At 39.2% G+C, this 17,763-nt stretch carries 17 protein-coding genes and 3 pseudogenes; 11 read left to right on the top strand and 9 right to left on the bottom strand.

Annotated elements, in window-relative coordinates:
- Positions 1–12: 12 nt before the first annotated feature.
- Positions 13–639, bottom strand: a complete 627-nt coding sequence (locus ACIR131C_RS0101080) for a hypothetical protein (protein ID WP_028088725.1) — start codon at positions 637–639, stop codon at positions 13–15.
- A 259-nt stretch (positions 640–898) separates the two neighbouring features.
- On the opposite strand from ACIR131C_RS0101080, the gene ACIR131C_RS21535 reads away from it, so the two are divergent.
- Both ACIR131C_RS21535 and ACIR131C_RS0101070 read left to right on the top strand, forming a co-directional pair.
- Positions 899–1,804, top strand: coding sequence for a DMT family transporter (locus tag ACIR131C_RS21535; protein WP_196811703.1), 906 nt, complete (start codon positions 899–901; stop codon positions 1,802–1,804).
- Positions 1,805–2,062: 258 nt separating this feature from the next.
- Positions 2,063–2,263 (top strand): hypothetical protein, encoded by a 201-nt coding sequence (locus tag ACIR131C_RS0101070; protein ID WP_028088724.1) that lies wholly within the window; start codon positions 2,063–2,065, stop codon positions 2,261–2,263.
- A 139-nt stretch (positions 2,264–2,402) separates the two neighbouring features.
- Here ACIR131C_RS0101070 and ACIR131C_RS0101065 read toward each other — a convergent pair whose 3' ends face one another.
- A complete protein-coding gene (locus ACIR131C_RS0101065; protein WP_028088723.1) occupies positions 2,403–3,290 on the bottom strand; it encodes an IS982 family transposase in 888 nt (295 codons plus the stop codon).
- Between the two features lie 232 nt (positions 3,291–3,522).
- Here ACIR131C_RS0101065 and ACIR131C_RS0101060 point away from each other — a divergent pair.
- A pseudogene (locus tag ACIR131C_RS0101060) lies at positions 3,523–3,930 on the top strand (sulfotransferase-like domain-containing protein); the annotation flags it as partial.
- 300 nt (positions 3,931–4,230) lie between these two features.
- Here ACIR131C_RS0101060 and ACIR131C_RS27280 read toward each other — a convergent pair.
- Positions 4,231–5,221, bottom strand: a pseudogene (locus ACIR131C_RS27280) (IS1634 family transposase).
- Between the two features lie 252 nt (positions 5,222–5,473).
- On the opposite strand from ACIR131C_RS27280, the gene ACIR131C_RS0101045 reads away from it, so the two are divergent.
- Positions 5,474–5,725, top strand: a complete 252-nt coding sequence (locus tag ACIR131C_RS0101045; RefSeq protein WP_155962963.1) for a hypothetical protein — start codon at positions 5,474–5,476, stop codon at positions 5,723–5,725.
- Positions 5,726–5,805: 80 nt separating this feature from the next.
- Positions 5,806–6,044 (top strand): annotated as a pseudogene (locus ACIR131C_RS24165) (transposase); the annotation flags it as partial.
- 80 nt (positions 6,045–6,124) lie between these two features.
- On the opposite strand, the gene ACIR131C_RS0101030 reads toward ACIR131C_RS24165, so the two are convergent.
- From ACIR131C_RS0101030 to ACIR131C_RS21525, 3 genes are all read right to left on the bottom strand, one after another.
- Positions 6,125–6,928: a hypothetical protein gene (locus ACIR131C_RS0101030; protein WP_028088719.1), complete on the bottom strand. Its 804-nt coding sequence runs from the start codon at positions 6,926–6,928 to the stop codon at positions 6,125–6,127.
- Positions 6,929–6,938: 10 nt separating this feature from the next.
- Positions 6,939–7,658 carry a YqcI/YcgG family protein gene (locus ACIR131C_RS0101025; RefSeq protein ID WP_231395357.1) on the bottom strand — a complete coding sequence of 240 codons (720 nt, stop codon included), beginning with the start codon at positions 7,656–7,658 and terminating at the stop codon, positions 6,939–6,941.
- Positions 7,659–7,739: 81 nt separating this feature from the next.
- Positions 7,740–9,188: an FG-GAP repeat domain-containing protein gene (locus tag ACIR131C_RS21525; RefSeq protein WP_051347424.1), complete on the bottom strand. Its 1,449-nt coding sequence runs from the start codon at positions 9,186–9,188 to the stop codon at positions 7,740–7,742.
- Between the two features lie 76 nt (positions 9,189–9,264).
- On the opposite strand from ACIR131C_RS21525, the gene ACIR131C_RS0101015 reads away from it, so the two are divergent.
- Complete coding sequence (locus tag ACIR131C_RS0101015; protein WP_028088624.1) at positions 9,265–10,023, top strand: sterol desaturase family protein; 759 nt, start codon at positions 9,265–9,267, stop codon at positions 10,021–10,023.
- A gap of 23 nt (positions 10,024–10,046) precedes the next feature.
- On the opposite strand, the gene ACIR131C_RS25300 is transcribed toward ACIR131C_RS0101015, so the two are convergent.
- The gene (locus ACIR131C_RS25300) at positions 10,047–10,205 is read right to left on the bottom strand and encodes a hypothetical protein (protein ID WP_155962951.1); all 159 of its coding nucleotides are present in this window, start codon (positions 10,203–10,205) and stop codon (positions 10,047–10,049) included.
- Positions 10,206–10,335: 130 nt separating this feature from the next.
- On the opposite strand from ACIR131C_RS25300, the gene ACIR131C_RS25295 reads away from it, so the two are divergent.
- From ACIR131C_RS25295 to ACIR131C_RS26475, 5 genes are all read left to right on the top strand, one after another.
- Positions 10,336–10,512: a hypothetical protein gene (locus ACIR131C_RS25295; RefSeq protein ID WP_155962953.1), complete on the top strand. Its 177-nt coding sequence runs from the start codon at positions 10,336–10,338 to the stop codon at positions 10,510–10,512.
- Positions 10,513–10,651: 139 nt separating this feature from the next.
- Positions 10,652–11,014, top strand: a complete 363-nt coding sequence (locus ACIR131C_RS21520; protein ID WP_155962955.1) for a DUF5992 family protein — start codon at positions 10,652–10,654, stop codon at positions 11,012–11,014.
- Between the two features lie 245 nt (positions 11,015–11,259).
- Positions 11,260–14,964: an aminotransferase class I/II-fold pyridoxal phosphate-dependent enzyme gene (locus ACIR131C_RS21515; RefSeq protein WP_051347427.1), complete on the top strand. Its 3,705-nt coding sequence runs from the start codon at positions 11,260–11,262 to the stop codon at positions 14,962–14,964.
- Positions 14,965–14,969: 5 nt separating this feature from the next.
- Positions 14,970–15,947 carry a cytidine deaminase gene (cdd, locus tag ACIR131C_RS21505; protein ID WP_071604918.1) on the top strand — a complete coding sequence of 326 codons (978 nt, stop codon included), beginning with the start codon at positions 14,970–14,972 and terminating at the stop codon, positions 15,945–15,947.
- 191 nt (positions 15,948–16,138) lie between these two features.
- On the top strand, positions 16,139–16,318 hold the full coding sequence (locus ACIR131C_RS26475; protein ID WP_155962957.1) for a hypothetical protein: 180 nt from the start codon (positions 16,139–16,141) through the stop codon (positions 16,316–16,318).
- A gap of 2 nt (positions 16,319–16,320) precedes the next feature.
- Here ACIR131C_RS26475 and ACIR131C_RS27045 read toward each other — a convergent pair whose 3' ends face one another.
- Together ACIR131C_RS27045 and ACIR131C_RS0100975 are read right to left on the bottom strand one after the other, a co-directional pair.
- Entirely contained in the window at positions 16,321–16,443 is a 123-nt protein-coding gene (locus tag ACIR131C_RS27045; RefSeq protein ID WP_269208792.1) for a hypothetical protein, read from the bottom strand.
- Positions 16,444–16,777: 334 nt separating this feature from the next.
- Positions 16,778–17,763, bottom strand: a 986-nt coding sequence (locus ACIR131C_RS0100975; protein WP_028088718.1) for a serine hydrolase, incomplete at its 5' end; no start/stop codon positions are given.

The raw sequence follows: 17,763 nt of genomic DNA, 5'->3' as shown, positions 1-17,763 counted from the left end.
ATTCAGCAAGCTCTAGGTAGGAATTATCCTGCGGCTGTTCTTTCTCTGGTTAAAAGAAACTTTCTCGAGAAGCTCGCTCCGCGCCTTCATTCCAGCTAATTTTTCTTCAGACCAATACTGAAAATATCCCAATCTAAATAATTCATCACTAGCCTTTTGTAACTGGCTTAATGACTGTACTGATGCTAAGACGTACTTGGGGTGAGTTATGATTACGTTATTCACGTTATTCACGTTATTCGGGTCATCACCGACATACTGTTTGTCTGGATGCGATGCTAAAGCTACCAAATCGTATTCTAGTAATACATAATTCGCCTCTGTAATGTACTTTTCCAACGTCTGTGCATCTAGGTTTTGAGAGTCGCAGCCAAAAAGCACCATCTCAAAGTCATCATTCCATGTTTTTATCTGTTCCATTAGAAGCTCTGGCAGTTCAAATCCATGAAACCAACGAAGACTAACACGGTTATTCAACCAAGCTGCCTTGGCGTAAGGACAGGGTAGAAAATTTCCTGTTAGAGGATTGGGAATGCTGACAACATTGATAATCCAATCCTCCATCTCTTGGCGAAATTGTTCGAGATTTATCATAATATTTGATTTTTCCTCGCTTGTAGTAATTGGTAGTTGAAGCATTGGCAGCTGCGGTGTGCTATGTAATTTCTGTATAAAACATTGCTTGGTTTTTATTCAGATGTAAGCATCTGTTTTATTTCCTTGCAATTCAAGGGATTTATGAGTTACAATTACATGACTCACATTATTCGCGTTATTAGCGATATACCGTACAGCCAAAGATTTCATTATAGCACTACGCCCAGACCTAAGGAAATTTTAAGTTGAGATGGTAAACCAAGATTTAACAGAACTCCAAAATAGCTTGGATAAGGTTGAGATGACAACATCTGCCCCAGAAAATAACCGATATATTTTGGGTGTGCTGTTGATTATTCTGGCAACTCTAGTCTATAGCTCAATCTTGCCAATTACTAAAGGTTTAATCACTAACATCTCTAAAGAAGTGCTAATGGCAGTTCGCTTTACAATGGCTGCTGTGGTTTTTACCCCATTCCTTCGTAATCTGAATATCCCCCTAGTACGTGATGGGGCAATCATGGGACTGTTGTCTTTTGGTATGTATGTTAGCGCCACTTCTGGACTGGAGACATTCTCTGCCAACCGAGGGGCATTCACCTTGGGAATAAGCGTGATCTTTGTGATGCTGTTTGATCTGCTGTTGGGCAAGCGCATAGCTCCCAGAGCCATAGTAGGAGCAACACTGGCCTTCAGCGGAATTGGGGTAATGTTTTGGGGGAGTGGAGAGTCTCTTAACGGCGCAGGTTGGCTGCTCCTTTGCGCCCTGTTAAACTCAGCTTACTTAATAGCAATTCAGCAGTTCGTACAACGTCATCCAACTGTGCAACTAGTTGCAGTTGGATTATGGGTGCCAGCAGTCGCAGGTTTGTTGTGGGCTGCTCCCGAATTGACTGGTCATTTTGAGGCGATTGTTGGCAGTCTCAATGTCAATCTTGGTAGTCTCATCTATCTAGTGGTAGTTGATACTATTGTATTTACCTGGTTAGAAATGATAGGACAACACTGGATTCCAGCTACTGAAGTAGCAATCCTACAAACTATCGAGCCATTGATGGCGGCAATTATCTCGTTTTGGCTATTGGGGGAGACATTTGAAACTCACGATTTTATTGGCGCTGGCATGGTGTTAGGGGCAATGATTTTGGTTGTAACCCGCCCCAAGGTTGATGAAAGTAGTTCACCTGTCTTGATGCCAACAGAGTGACAGTGGCATTATGGGTGAATATCGTCGCATCTAGGTTAGGGACGTGGCAGAAAAAACAATAGCGAATTAGATACAGAGCATAAACTACGGCTATTTGAATAATGGGAGAGCATTATCCATAATTATTACCTCGTCATATAGACTTGACACAGTCAAACCATTATCCTAATATAGACTTGACACAGTCAAACCATTATCCTATTCTTTAGATTTCAGTCACATTCTAATCTAATCCAAAATGAAAACAAACATATAGCTATGTGGGCTTGTCCTAGAAGTCGTTCTACTGTCATTGCTCGTGCTTTTGAGAATTTAGATGGGTGTATTGTTTATGATGAGCCTCTATTCGCTCCATCTGTCTTTATGACAACTTACACGACTATTAACAGTCGTACATTAGAAGAAGAAAACTTAAAGCAATTATTGCAGCAAAATAATTTTGAACCGGACATCACCTGAGTTCGATATAAATAATCATCCTGAAAACTAATTATATCAGACTTTTCTCAATTAGCAATGATTATTGACAATAAATAAACAAGAGAAAACAATCCAAAATATTCAATTTTGGATTCACAATTTAATTGTATAAAAATAATTAAATTAATAAAGCTGGTAGAGAAGTTACTTCATGTTTATCTAACTTTAAAGAAGGTTTTTTATCTTGCCAAGTATAAGCAATTAAACCCGAAATAATATTAACCATAAAGTTAGAAATACTACGATGACGAGAATGAACAACTTGGGAAATATTTTGGAGTTGGTCATTGACAGTTTCGATTAAAGCCCTTTTTCTTAACATAAGTTTTTCCCACAATTCAACTAATTTATTATTCATATTCTTCTTAAAAGGAGTAATTAACTTCACATCATTCTCCAATAGTTCCTGAAATAAACTTTTAGAAATATATCCTTTATCTCCAAAAAGTCTTCCCCATAAATTTTGTGCTAAAGTAGGAACTGGTTTCCGGTCATCAATATTTCCAGGAGTGACTTGAAAAGCTAATAATTCCCCTTGCTCATTAATAATTAAATGAAGTTTAAATCCAAAGTACCAATCTACAGAACTCTTACCCCAGCCAGATAAACCCCGAAAAACTTTATTTCTTTTTGCTCTTTTATTATGACAAATAGGAATACCCATACTATCAATAAAAGAGATACCACTACATTGACCTTTGCGAGTATTAAGATAACAAATTAAAGGCAGTAAAGCATCAGGCATTAATTCAACAAAGCGATTATAACTCACTAAAGATGGAAAATATTTCTGGTAGTTTTTTAAAATGCTTTTTTGATAGTAGTCCTGAAAATTACGATATCTTGATTGGTGAAAATGAACAATAATAGTCATGACTTCACTTAAACATAAGTGACTTTTTCTTTTTCTTTTTTGTGACTGGCTCGAAATTAGTTCTGAGTTCAATTTTGCTTCAAAATCCAAACAGAAATCATCTATTGCACAAAATAATTGTTCTAATTCCATTGTCCATTTTTCCTTGCTCAAACAACTACTTTATTCTTAAATCTTTGGTGTAATTTTGAGTATAATTAGTAATGTTATTTAATGGTTTTTAAAAAAAATTTACAGTTTATATTGCCTATTTTTCAATAATTGTCAATAACTCGCAATTATTGACAATCCCTAAAAATTTATTTAATCCTGAAACTCTTTCCAGTCAACACTTGTAAGTTATTCTCTTACATCGAACTCAGGTGACATCAAGAAAGTTATAGAAAAAATAACTGGAAATTTACCGGACGGAAAATTATTCTCATTTCAAAAAATGATAACAGGTGACTATAGATCTGAATTTGGAATAGATTGGGTAAAAAAGCTAACTAACTTCTTTTTAATAAGGCATCCTCAAGATATTATTTTGTCTTTCGATATAGCGGAGAAAGAGACAGGTATCACAGAACTATTCACACAACAAATGATTGGGATGAAAACACTTTATCAAGTTTTCCAACAGATTGAACTTATTACAGGACAAATACCTTTAGTTATTCACTCAGATGATATAATTAAAAACCCTCCTTCTGCTTTGGAATGCCTGTGTAAAAACTTAGAGCTTGCATTTGATAAAACCCACATTCCGCACCCCAAACTGTCACTGGGGTAAATTACGTAGAGAAAAAATTAAAGGGAGCATGAAAACAAACATATAAAGTGAAAAAAGGCATTTGAGAAACAGTAAATCGCCAAAAACGTCATCAAAACCTATTCTCAATAAAAAACAATAAGAATGCACACCACCTGGAGAGGACAACAAATAAATAAAATAAGAGATTCAAAAGACAAATCATAAGTTAGCCTAATCAATTAAAGTAAAAAACGAAATTATAGACATAGTAAAATAGAGCTATAAATCAAAGAAATTAGCTCATCTTTACAAGAGAAATTAAATTGATAGAGATAATAATTAGGTGACTAATTGATAGTAACGTAAACAATCATCTGGTAAAAGACTCAAGATAAAATCTCTGTCCTTATTCCAATTAGAAATATGTTCTTCCTGATTGAGTATAACCAAATGAATACACTGAAAGCATTGAAAAATCCAGCGCAAAGTAGGGCGGTCTGTTGCTTTACCTAATTGATTTTTAATTGTTGATTTAGAATTGAAGAGAGCATTTCTAATTTGACGTTGCGCCAAAGTATAAACTAGTAAACATAAACCCATAATCATTCCCAGAGACTCTATTCTTTCAGGACTTTTGAGGAAAATACTGTCGGCAAAAAATAATGGGTCTTTGAGAAAAGCAAACCCCCGTTCACATGATTGTTGAGCTTTATATTCACTTAGCATAGAATCATTACTTAGTTCCTTTGAATCTCAAACGTTCGTAGCAATAATAAAACGCCCTGCACTCACCATTTCCGTAAGTGATGGTTATTTCTTTTGGTGATTTTACTGCTATTTCTTCTAATTCTTGGTTATTTCCTATTTCTTGACTCTCAAATATTACTTCTGGTAAGCTAGTGTTATACTGCCCATGTAGGTGCATTGATGATGAGTCTAGATGTGATGTTGATAGTGATACCCCAAATTTTTGGGCGGCTTTTAAGGCGATGATAAAAAATATTGTATCTAATCCTTTGATAAATAGTTTATCCATGACTCTGCCTAGTTTGTCGTCGTTGAGATATTCTGGTTTTACTCCTGTTCCTATTAGATGTTCACAAGCGATTGTTTCAAAATATTTAGGAAACATATATAACGGTTTGGAGACAAATCCTAACCCGTTTATTATCATGGCTTTTACTACTTGACCTGCATTTACTTTTTCGTCTTTTTCGACTCCTATTAATTCATTTATTATTTCTACTATTCCGATTGAATCTATGATTCCTGCTACTATCCCTAGATGGTCTATGTTCTGAATTTCTATTTCTTGGGGTTTTAATTTCACAACAGTTTCCTCTACTTGTCTATTATGATTCTCTCATTTCTTGCTTTCTGAATAATAAATTTTTTAATCATCTTGAATTTTCTTTTTCTTTCGGCATCTTTAGGAAACTTTACTTTCTCACATCACCCTCATTTTAATGATATATATTCTCATTAAGCTTATTTCTCTTTAATTTATCGTTAGTTATTATGTACTACTAGCTCTGCTTTTTTGATCTGTGACAGTTCAGGGTGCGGAATGTGGGATAAAAGGATGCTGACATGGAAAGCAAATCTAGAAGATTCCAATCAATTATTGTATAAACAATTATTTGCTAATTCTGAGTTTAGCAGTTCAGAAGCCTGGTTTGAAACTTTAAGATCGTCCCAAACATTTCTCCCCTATGAAAAGAAGGAGAAAAATTTACCAGATCGGCTAATACCGCTACTAGATGAATCTATTCCCTACTATGAAAAACTCTTACAGCATTGTCATAGTTTTGAATGGTCAGAACACCGAGTTTGATCGTAACCGTTCAGAGGAGGGATAAAAGCGCAATTAAATGGGAGCATCCCATTTTTGTAAAAAGGAAAAATTTATTCGCGATATCGACAGGATTTTCTTTAATTGTTGATGAAAAAGGACACAGAAAAAGTGGGAATTTTACGTCACGTGTGTGAGACAGTACATAGGAGAACTTGGCAAAACTGACAACGGAATAGTTCTGGTAACAAGTCATTTATATGATGGAACAAAAAGCTTGCCTTTATATATAAAATTATATCAGCATGCCAATTCCCTACCACAAGGAAAGAAAGACCCAGACTTTCTCAAAAAACCAAAGTATGAATAACCCTTTATTATACCACAAAAAACTTTTGCAAGAGGTCTTATTTTGTTACGGCTTGAAAAACTGGAATTCTATTATGAAAAGAGTTTGAAGCCTATTGAGAAATGTATGTCGTAGTATAACCAGACATTAGGCTCGATGTATATTCCCATATTGTTGGGATAGTCAATTTTGAGAGGTACTAAGCCGTTTGAAATAATATAGTCACCCGTTTCTGGAAAACGCATTCCGACTCTATTTTCCCAACCAGCAATAGTATCGCGAATTGTCGTGGATTTAAAACAGATGCCTGCAATTTTAGCCCCCTGTTTGACATTAGCTCGTAACCAAGAGTCAAATAGAAGACCATTTTTATCCCGCCATGTAATATAACGCTCTATGGGTGTAAGTGGGTAAAGATATTTCAGGCTTGGACGTGCAGCCATGATCAGCGAACTAAGACCATGGGATTGGGCAAGTTCTTTCATGTATCCAATCAGATACTGGCTTAAGTTTTTGCCTTGATACTCCGGTAGGATTGAAATCGATACTACACATAACGCATTAGGCTGGCGGTTCTGTTCTCGGTCTTCGAGCCACTTGGCCAAAGCCCAGTCACAACCTTCCTCCGGCAACTCATCAAAACGGCTTTCCCATGCTAAAGGGATACAGTTTCCTTGCGCTATCATACGCTGTGTAGTAGCTTCTACTAAGCCAAACTGGAATTCTGGATAAATTTCAAATAGAGCTAAGGAATCTGGATCTGCCCAAACATCATGTATTAAAAATTTTGGGTATGCTTGCTCGAAGACATTTATTGTCTTTTGCACAAAATCAGAAGTTTCGTTTGGGGTTACAAAGCTATACTCTAAATTGCGTTGTATAAGTTGGATGGTCATTGATTGTTGCCTAATCCTTAAATTTATACTGAAAGTCAAATGAGATCTCGCTATCGTTATCATCCGGAAGCACTTGCACTGTTAGTTCGTTACCGACTTTGCTACTCCCAGGCATAATTAATAAGTTAGGGTGAGGTGAAATGCCGTCGTACTCGCGGACGCGGCGAAAAATGCTCGAATTCTCGCCACCGTGTTTTCTCAAGAGAACTTCAACTGGTGTGATGACAAAAGTCATTCCCGATCCGAGGTGGCGCGATCGCCGCTTTTGATTTGCTGGAGTGGAAACACTAACAAATAAGGCACACCCTCCTAGAGAATAAGACCAGTTAGGAGACTGCGGATCGGCAGACCAATGACAGGGACAAGATACCGCATCAAGGCTATGCAACGCATTTAAAAATGCAAATGCCTGACGTGAATATTCCTCTACTGTGAGAACCGTTGGTTCAGGTGGGAAAAAGATAACAAGTGTCAGAAGATCAGCATTCTCGTGCTGAAGCAATTCATTTTCGTTAACTTCATTAATATAGTTGTAGACACCCTCAAGGGTATGCTCAACCACGCTTGGCTCGGTTAAAGATGAGGCAATTAGGTATCGAATCATTCCCTTCTGTTCCCCGATAGTTCCCCAGAAGCAGGGGAAGGCAGGATCGCGGATTGTTTCAACAAATGTTGAGTAGTTAGTGCGTACCCAGGCAGGAAGACACTCCTCTACAAGAACGGATTCCATCTGGCTTTTGTTCCAGATTGGTGTAAATCCGTCAGGACATAAATTCTTGATTACCATAGCTGAGTTTAAGAGTGAGCTTATTTATACAAAATTCTTAGCTCTGGCTAAGTTTAGGTAAGTATTTTTGAAGCAGTTATTCAACAAGACTGAAACGTTATTGTTGCCAGAATTTGTCACAGCCAGGTCGAGCTTGCTGTCGCCGTTGAAATCCCCAATTGCTGTTGATTCGGGATTAGTACCTACTGGGAAGTTAGTTGCCGCACCAAAGGAGCCATTACCATTTCCCAGTAAGACTGAGACGTTATTGCTACTATAATTTGTCACAGTCAGGTCAAGCTTACTGTCGCCATTCAGATCCCCAATCGCTACAGAGTAGGGATTAGTACCTACCGGGAAGTTAGTTGCCGCACTAAAGGAGCCATGACCATTTCCCAGTAGGACTGAGACGTTATGGCTGCTAGTATTTGCAACAGCTAGGTCAAGCTTACTGTCGCCATTCACATCCGCAATTACTACAGAGATGGGATTAGTACCGACGGAGAAGTTAGTCGCTGCACCAAAAGAGCCATTACCATTTCCCAGTAATACTGAGACCTTATTGTTGACCCAATTTGTCACAGCTAGGTCAAGGTTACTGTCGCCATTCACATCCCCAATCGCTACAGAGATGGAATAAGTTCCGACCGGGAAGTTAGTTGCTGCACCAAAGGAGCCATTACCATTTCCCAGTAATACCGAGACCTTATTGCTGACCCAATTTGTAAAAGCTAGGTCAAGCTCACTGTCGCCATTCACATCCCCAATCGCTACAGAGTAAGGGTTAGTACCAACTGGAAAGTTAGTCGCTGTACCAAAAGAGCCATTACCATTTCCCAGTAATATCGAGACGTTATTGCTAGTAAAATTTGCAACAGCCAGATCAAGCTTGCTATCATGATTCACATCCCCAGTCACTACAGAGACGGGATTAGTACCCACCGGGAAGTTAGTCGCTGCACTAAAAGAGCCATTACCATTTCCCAGTAATATCGAGACGTTATTATTGGCCCAATTTGTAACAGCCAGGTCGAGCTTACTGTCGCCATTGAAATCCCCAGTAGCTACAAAGTCAGCATCAATACCGACCGGGAAGTTAGTAGCAGTGGCATAAGACCCTGGAACAAAGGACTTGACGATAATACCATCCGAGTTGTCGTTGTTTGTGCCGATAGTTTCATTCGCAACAAAAGTTAAACTTTTATGCAGAGGAAAAGTAATTGTGTTTGTCTCTGTAGTATTATAAATGAGGTTGACAGTGTCATTACTAGCAGCCCATTTCCCAAGATTTGTGAACGTCTCAGGTAGCGATTGATTAGTCCTATTGGTAAATCTCACTCCTGCATCCAACTTAACCGAAACACTAAATTGCCCAGAAAGCTTTTCATTCTTCAGATAATCGTTAGTTGTATCTGCTAATGCAACAGTGGTTATACATAGGAATGTGCTGACAAACAAGAGTGCTGCTAGAACTAACGAACTGAGCCTTTTCATGAGTTGTCTTGTGGAAATTTGTTAATAAGAGTATACTTGACTAGTATACACTAAGGTTACCAATGATAGATACAAAATGATAGATACAATATTAATCCTATTAAGAGATTGGACTGTAATTTTAATTACGGGTATGATATTCTGGCTTTGGGAAATTCGCTATCCTTTACATGAGATTAAATACAAAGCTAATTTCTTTAAGGAATTGGGATGGGCAGGAATATCACTCGTCTTTAGAATTATCTATGCATACGTTTCTGTGGTAATCATAAAACTATTGACTTTTCTATTTATGGGAGAGTCAGCAACTTTTGCAGGACTAATGTATGTGCCTCTCTGGCTGAGGATCATCACAGCATATATATTGCAGGACTTCACTGACTATACATTACACAGGATAATGCATAGTAATCAATTTCTTTGGTTGACCCACAAATGGCATCATTCAACAAAGCAATCGTGGTGGCTAAGCGGAAACAAAGATAGCTTTACTGGCGGACTCTTATACACTGTTACATCCTTATGGTTTCCATTGATGGACATTCCCTCAGAAATTATGTCCGTAGTGGCACTGCATCAAGTGATTCATAATAATTGGATACACCTCAATGTGAAATGGCACTCCTGGTTAGGAATATTGGAATGGATTTATGTCACGCCCCGTGTTCATGCTTTGCATCATATTGATACAAAAGGAAGAAATTTAAGTGGTATGTTTACTTTCACTGACCGATTATTTGGAACGTACGTATTTCCAGAAAACTTTGATCTGGAAAAACATAAAAATAGATTGGATGATAAATCAGTAACGGTAAAGACAATTGTGGGTGTTTAATAGACATGAGTTCCATCTGGAGTTTAGACCAAAATATCAGGGATAGCCCTCGCCAAATTAGAAATGCTGTGGCTGCAAGTACAAGGAAACCCGAAACAAGATACTGTGCGCGATATGGAATTTTCTCGTCGGGCGGCTGCTCTTGTAGCTGTAGCACGATGGGCATCTTTAGTGCTTTGCATCGCACAGAAACACGCAGCGAACATATTCGCATAGACTATCCCGAAACCGATCCAACCTGAGTTCGATGTAAGAGAATAACTTACAAGTGTTGACTGGAAAGAGTTTCAGGAGATATAATTAGTTTTCAGGATGATTATTTATATCGAACTCAGGTTATCCAAGTCAGATTTATTACCAAGCCACAGGCGGCTCAGAAAGGCTTTGGGTGAGACGGGATTGGGTGAAGGATGCGATCGCTACACCACCAGTATTAACCACTCAAACCACAGCCTCAGTATTAAAGTTCTAGCAGGAGCAGTATCATGATCGAGCTAACTCTGTATTAATTGTAATGCTTGTGTCCGAAAGAGATAATTGTACCAGTTGCATAATTCCTGTTATTATATTAAAATATAACTGTCAATTAATCGGTTACTTAATTCCGGTCATAACGTATATTTACATCATGTTGAAAGCTTTCAAGCATTTCTTTATGGGATCACTAGCATTCGTCTTCGCATTTGGTATTTTCTTAACTACCGGAGTTGGCATTGCCAAAGCTGACTATTTAGTTCAAGGTGGAAAGATTACCAATGTTCAAAATACTTCTTCTAACGGCGATAATTATGCTATTAGTATCAGTGAGGGAGTTGGTCCTTGTGCAGATAGAGTGATCATCTTACCTGTTTCAGCAGTACTAAATAGAGACATTCATACACGTGGTTATAAAGCTGCATTAACTGCATTATCCAATGGCTTTTTAGTAGATATTTACGACTATACTGGCTCTTCTTGCAGCAATGGTGGCCAAGTAACTATTACCAAATAACGCCTTATGTGAGTTAAAAATATTGTGGTTTTATTAGGGTTTCCAGAGTTCTCTAGAACGATAATTCCAGAATCATCAACGGTATTACAAGGGTTTCCGCATTTAATTCACATAAGCCGTAAATAATTAATTATGTACGCCAATGAAAATTATCATCAGACCTGTCTGAAATATTAACTATTACACTGGTGCGTAAGTGTACTAAATATCAAAAAATAGTAGATTAGAACTTTGACCCTCTAACAATGTTACAAAAGATTAACCGCTATACCCACGGATTTGTTGCGATTCCAGTGATCCTCGCTTGTCGAGAAAAAGGTTTTTTCGAGCTACTAGCCCATGAAAGTCCTCTCTCCTTAGAGCAAATGGTCAAGCATCTGGGAGCTAATACCGGACATTTCCAAGTTGCTTTGAGGATGCTCGAATCTTTACATTGGCTTTCCCGAAATGAGCAACTTAAATATTCTCTGACCTCAGAAGCAGCGATTCACAACCAAATTCCAGAAGACGTTCTCGAGTTGTACCACCTACCAATTGAGTCTTATTTACAAGGAAAACAAGAAAAGTTGCTGGGAAGATGGATTGATCGTTCTTGCCAACTGTGGAATCTGGATAATCCCTTAATAGCAGATTTTTTAGATGGACTACTGCTGATCCCACTCCTGCTGACACTCCACAAACACAACTTGCTTGCAGAGTCGGAAGAGAAACCCTTGTTCTCCTCATTAAGCAGAACAGTGCAAGAAGAATTGGGCAACTTATTTTTCCGCCTTGGTTGGGCTGACCTTAAACCAGGTCGTCTGACTCTAACAGAGCTCGGTCAATTTATGGGGGGGCGAGCCTTGAATACCGCCGTAGTTGCTTCTTACACCCCTATGTTGTCTCGCATTCATGATGTACTGTTTGGCGATTGTCTTTCAGTATTTAAAACAGATAATTCTGGTCACGAAAGCCACATTGATCGTACCCTCAACGTGATCGGGAGTGGATTTCAACACCAGAAATATTTTGCCGATTTAGAAGAAAGTATCCTCTCAGTATTCAATCAGTTACCATTGGAAGAACAGCCCAAATACATTGCTGATATGGGGTGTGGCGATGGAACTCTCCTGAAACGAGTCTGGGAAACCATTCAGTTCAAATCTGCTAGGGGAAAAGCGATCAAAGAGTATCCCTTGCGTCTTATAGGTGTGGATTATAACGAAGCTTCTTTAACAGCTACCACATATACCCTTGGTGACCTTCCCCATTTAGTTTTGCAGGGAGATATTGGGAACCCGGAACAAATGGTGCTTTCTTTAAAGGCTCATGGTATTCATGATCCCGAAAATATCCTGCACATCCGTTCCTTCCTCGACCATGATCGTCCCTTTATTCCTCCCCAGAAAAGGAACGAAGTGAAAGAGCGTGCTCACTTACCTTACCAAGCAGTCTGTGTCGATGGTCAAGGAGAGCTTATTCCTCCTCATGTTATGGTGCAGAGTTTGGTAGAACACTTAGAACGATGGTCTCGAGTGGTCACTAAGCACGGTTTAATGATTTTGGAAGTCCATTGTTTAGAACCAAAGGTAGTCTATCAGTTTTTAGACAAAAGCGAAAACTTACATTTCGATGCGTTTCAGGGATTTTCTCAGCAGTATCTTGTCGAAGCCGATGTTTTTCTCAGGTCTGCTGCAGAAGTAGGTCTATTTCCAAAATTAGAGCTTTCTAAAAGATACCCGAAAACGTTTCCTTTAACTCGCATTACGCTTAATTACTTTGAGAAAAGACCTTACAAAATTCGTAATGCCTATTTGTCAGATTTGCCTGCCTTAGTTAACTTGGAGGTCCAGTGTTGGTCAGAACATTTACAGGCATCTGCTAATGAAATTCGGCGAAGACTTGAGCTAAACCCACAGGGGAATTTAGTGCTGATTACAGAAGATCAAATTATTGGTGCGGTTTATTCCCAAACAATCACCAGCACTGAGGTATTAGAGAATGTAAAATATGAGCAAGTGCCGTCGTTACATACTCCCCAAGGGTCAGTTATTCAACTACTCGCACTAAATATTCTGCCTGAGTTTCAGGCGCGGGGGTTGGGAAATGAATTGCGGGACTTTATGCTCTACTACTGTACCCTGAAAGGCGGCATTGAGAGCGTGGTGGGTGTAACTCGCTGTCGCAATTATGTCAATTATTCCCAAATGCCGATGACGGAGTATTTGAAGCTACACAACGAGCAACGGCAGCTTCTAGATCCGATTGTGGGGTTCCATGTGTCGGGAGGAGCCGAAATTAGGGGAATTATTGCTAATTACCGTCCAGAAGATGCAGAGAATTTCGGCATGGGTATTTTGATTGAATATAACCTGCGCGATAGTGCTTTGCACCCCCTTGGCGATCGCCAAGCGCTGTATACCAACTCAGCAGTTAGTTCATCAGTACCAACTTTGCCAGCAACATCTGCAACTAAGGAAAACAAAACTGTAGCCGCTCTGGTCAAAGAATGCGTTTTAAAAGTGATGGGTTCCCAACGGGAAGCAGCTTACGCTCCAGAACAAAAACTGCTGGATATGGGATTAGATTCTTTAGATTTATCAGAACTGCAAACGCTGCTAGAGAAACGTTTAGGGGTGAATCTCTCTGGGACGTTCTTTTTCCAAAATAACACTCCAACTGCCATCATTACTTATTTCCAAAACCAAGTAGTACAAGAGAAACAATCTGATCTAGCCTCACCTGTTGACTTAGCCAACGAAATCAACACTCTAGAAAACGTAGTTAACCAACAAAAAATTCCTCAAGTCACAAGAGTCGTCACAGAACAACAAGGTCGCAAGGTACTAATTGACGGACATTGGGTAATAGACTTTGCTTCTTGCAACTATTTAGGTCTTGACTTGCATCCAAAAGTTAAGGAAGCGATTCCACCGGCTTTGGAAAAATGGGGCGTACATCCAAGCTGGACTCGGCTTGTTGCTTCCCCGGTAATCTATGAAGAGTTAGAAGAAGAATTGTCCAAACTTTTAGGCGTACCTGATGTTTTAGTATTTCCATCTGTAACGCTGCTTCAGATAGGAGTGTTACCGCTATTAACTGGGAGTAATGGTGTCATTTTGGGTGACATAGCTGCACATCGTTGTATTTATGAAGCGTGCTGTCTGGCGCAGCAAAAAGGATCCCAGTTCATCCAATATCGACATAACGATTTGAACGATTTAGCCGAAAAGCTAGCAAAATATCCGCTTGAGCAAGTAAAGATTATTGTCATTGATGGCGTGTATTCCATGTCGGCAGATTTTCCCGATCTGCCAGCTTACGTGCGTCTGGCAAAAGAGTACAATGCTTTCATTTACATGGATGATGCACATGGTTTTGGCATTTTGGGCGAAAATCCCAGCAGCGATATGCCTTACGGGTATAAAGGAAACGGGATGGTGAATTACTTTGACCTGCAGTTTGCAGAGGATAATATCATCTATGTCGCCGGTTTGTCCAAAGCCTATTCTTCCTATGCAGCATTCTTGACTTGTGGCGATCGCCAGATCAAAACCAACTTCCGCAACGCTTGGACTGCTATATTTTCTGGACCTTCTCCTGTTGCGAGTTTGGCAAGTGCCTTAGCTGGACTACAGGTGAATCGTCAGGAAGGGGAGCAGTTAAGAAAACAAATTTATCACTTGACTCGCAAACTGGTTACACAAGCAAGAGCCATTGGATTTGAAGTGGATAATTATGGTTACGTTCCCATCGTCAGCGTGTTAGTGGGAGATGCTCAACATATGATTGATGTCTGTCGACTTCTTTGGGAATATGGTATTTTGATTACTCCGGCTATTTTCCCGATCGTACCTTTAAATAAAAGTGCTTTAAGGTTTTCGATTACAGCTGCCAATACCGAAGAGGAGATAGACCAAGCAATTAAAGCTCTCGAAGCCGTTTGGGTTTTGCTACAAAAGGAGAAATAACCCAAATGACCCATGTAAGATTAGAACAGGCGATTGCTCAGGTTCCACTTTCCATTCAATCAGAGTTAAGGACAATTCTGTCCCAACATGCTGTAATTGACTCAAGTGTTGTCACCTCTTGGCTTGATCGACTTGGTATTGATATTGGTACGTTAATGATTCAGTTACTACCAGTAGCCACGGCCTATGCTAGGGTACCAATATCGCAGTTTTATGTAGGGGCGATCGCTCTTGGTAAACCAAAATCCAATAATCAGGTGGATTCTGGAACTCTTTATTTTGGTGCCGATATGGAATTTGTAGGGCAGGCACTTAGTTTCTCAGTTCATGCAGAACAGTCCGCAACCATCAATGCGTGGTTGCACGGAGAGACGGGTTTGCAAGCTTTAGCAACCAATGAAGCACCATGTGGATATTGCCGACAGTTTTTATACGAGATGGCAACTGTAAATCAGGATTTTGTTATTCTCTTAAAGTCCAACAAGACACAAATAGAGCAAACTTATACTTCAAATAAACTCCCATATTTTCTACCTGAGGCCTTTGGACCACCAAATCTTGGACTTACGAGTGGATTAATGGAAACAGTATTTCATGGTCTGGAGACTTGTTCTACCGATGATACCGATGATGTTGTGCTTGCTGCTCTATCAGCCGCCAATCAAAGTTATGCTCCCTATACGAAAAATTTTGCAGGGGTAGCGTTAAAAGATTCCCATGGGAATATATTTACAGGTCGGTACGCTGAAAACGCTGCTTATCATTCATCCATGTCTCCGATGGAATCTGCTCTGACCTACATGAATATGAATAGATATCCTCAATCACTATTCGACATTTGTGATGCTGTTTTAGTGGAAGCGGAAACTACCATTAGTCAAATGTCTGTCACTGAATCCTTCCTTTCTTCTATCGCCCCCAAGGTTGATCTGAGGTACGCCCCTGCAACTCTCTCCAGTAATAAGTTAGGACCTACACATTGACAGAAACTGAATAATGTACGTTCAAGCCCAAGAGTTATTATTCTGTGGTATGATCAAAGACAGAACTGATTAAGAGAAGGCTCATTATGTCTACTGAGTTGACAAACGAACAAGTATTTAAACTGATTTGCATGGAAGTCATTGAAACCATGGGATTCGCACACTTTCCTCCTCTCATTTTAGTCTATGAGATGACTAATTCCGGATTTGTAGATTGGTGCGAACAGATGGTTTTTATTGATGATGACGGTAAGCTCAATGAAGGAGAAAAATTCTTATTAGATTGGATGAGAAAGAACGTAGGAAACTTCGATCTGATACGTCAATTAATGCCCGTTGCTGAACGTCTAGAAATGAAAATGAGGTCTTAATTTTAGGTATTTAACTTCAAATTATCGAAAAAGGCAGGAGGCAAGCGATAGCGAAGCGCTGCTGCAAGCAGTTCGCTAGCCTCCAAAACGACGGCTAAAATCCCTATTTTTTCGTCAACTTTCAAAAGTTTTCAGTCTACTGAATGTAAAAGCTGCTATACCGTCTTTCAATGCGTCCATATTCTTTGACACGAACGAGATATTTTTGTAGACCCATAGGTTCAATTTTCTGTATTTCTTTTAACCCCATAAACACCTGCTTAATAACTGTATCCCATTCTCAATAAGTACCAACTTTTTTCAGAGGGTCTATCACCTAAAACCCTTTACTTATATTGGTTTCACCTTGCTTGTCGCCCCCTCAAATTCATGATATATTCTCCATCTGAATTGATAGCCTGAACGCTGTTCTCTAACAACAAAGCCACATTTTTTGCACCGCTTTAAATTTTGAATTATTTATTGTTGTGGATAATATTGGGGGGTGATCATCGGGGCTTGATAAGTACCCATAGGCACATTATTAACCATTCCATTCGGTACGTTTGGATTGATCATCGGTGCTTGAATAAAAGGCTGAACAGGTTGAACAGGTTGAATAGGTTGAATAGGTGGAATCGGTACTTGATAATTAGGAATAGGTTGATTAGGCTGATTATTAGTAAAATTACTAGGTTGTACTGTAGCTTTGCTGAAGTATTGATAAGCAGAACTGGAAATAGAACTAATTAATTTTGCAGCACGAGGATCATTATTTGGACGTTGTACCATAATAGCCGCAATATAACGCTTACCCGTCGGCACATCAATCAATCCCGCATCTGCTAACATTGTACCAATATCACCAGTTTTGTGATACGCATTTGCGCCTTTTCCTAAACCAGCAGGTAAAAGATTATCTCTTTCCGTACGGTTCATAATATTAAGCATTGAATCACGCGATCGCATAGTCACCACATTACCTTGATTGACCATAGAGATTAAATTCCCCAATTCTCGCGGACTGGTGGTATTAGTCCCTTGTAAATCTGGGAGAGGACTACGAATCATCGTTGTTGTTAGTCCCCAACTGCGAAAACGCCCATTTAAAGCCTCTTGTCCCCCCAATTTAGCAATTAGCATATTTGTCGCGGTGTTATCGCTAATTGTAATCATTTTTGTCGCCAGATCAAGAGCCGTGTACTTGCTGCCTGGAGCTTGATATTGTATATTTCCTGAACCACCGACAATCATTTCCTTTTCCAGAGTTAATATTTCATCTAAACGGATTTTACCCGCATCTACATCCTGGAAAAAAGCCATCAAAATCGGGATTTTAATTGTACTAGCGGCCGGAAAACTCCTATTACCATTAATATCTACATAAGCACCATTATCTAAGTCTAATAAAAATACCCCCGGCGTTAAGTCAGAATTAGTAGCAGGGAGGCTTTGCAGCGTATCTT

The sequence above is a fragment of the Dolichospermum circinale AWQC131C genome (genome assembly GCF_000426905.1).
In the GTDB taxonomy this organism is placed as follows: Bacteria; Cyanobacteriota; Cyanobacteriia; order Cyanobacteriales; family Nostocaceae; genus Dolichospermum; species Dolichospermum circinale.
This window is presented reverse-complemented; position numbering and strand designations above follow the sequence as displayed.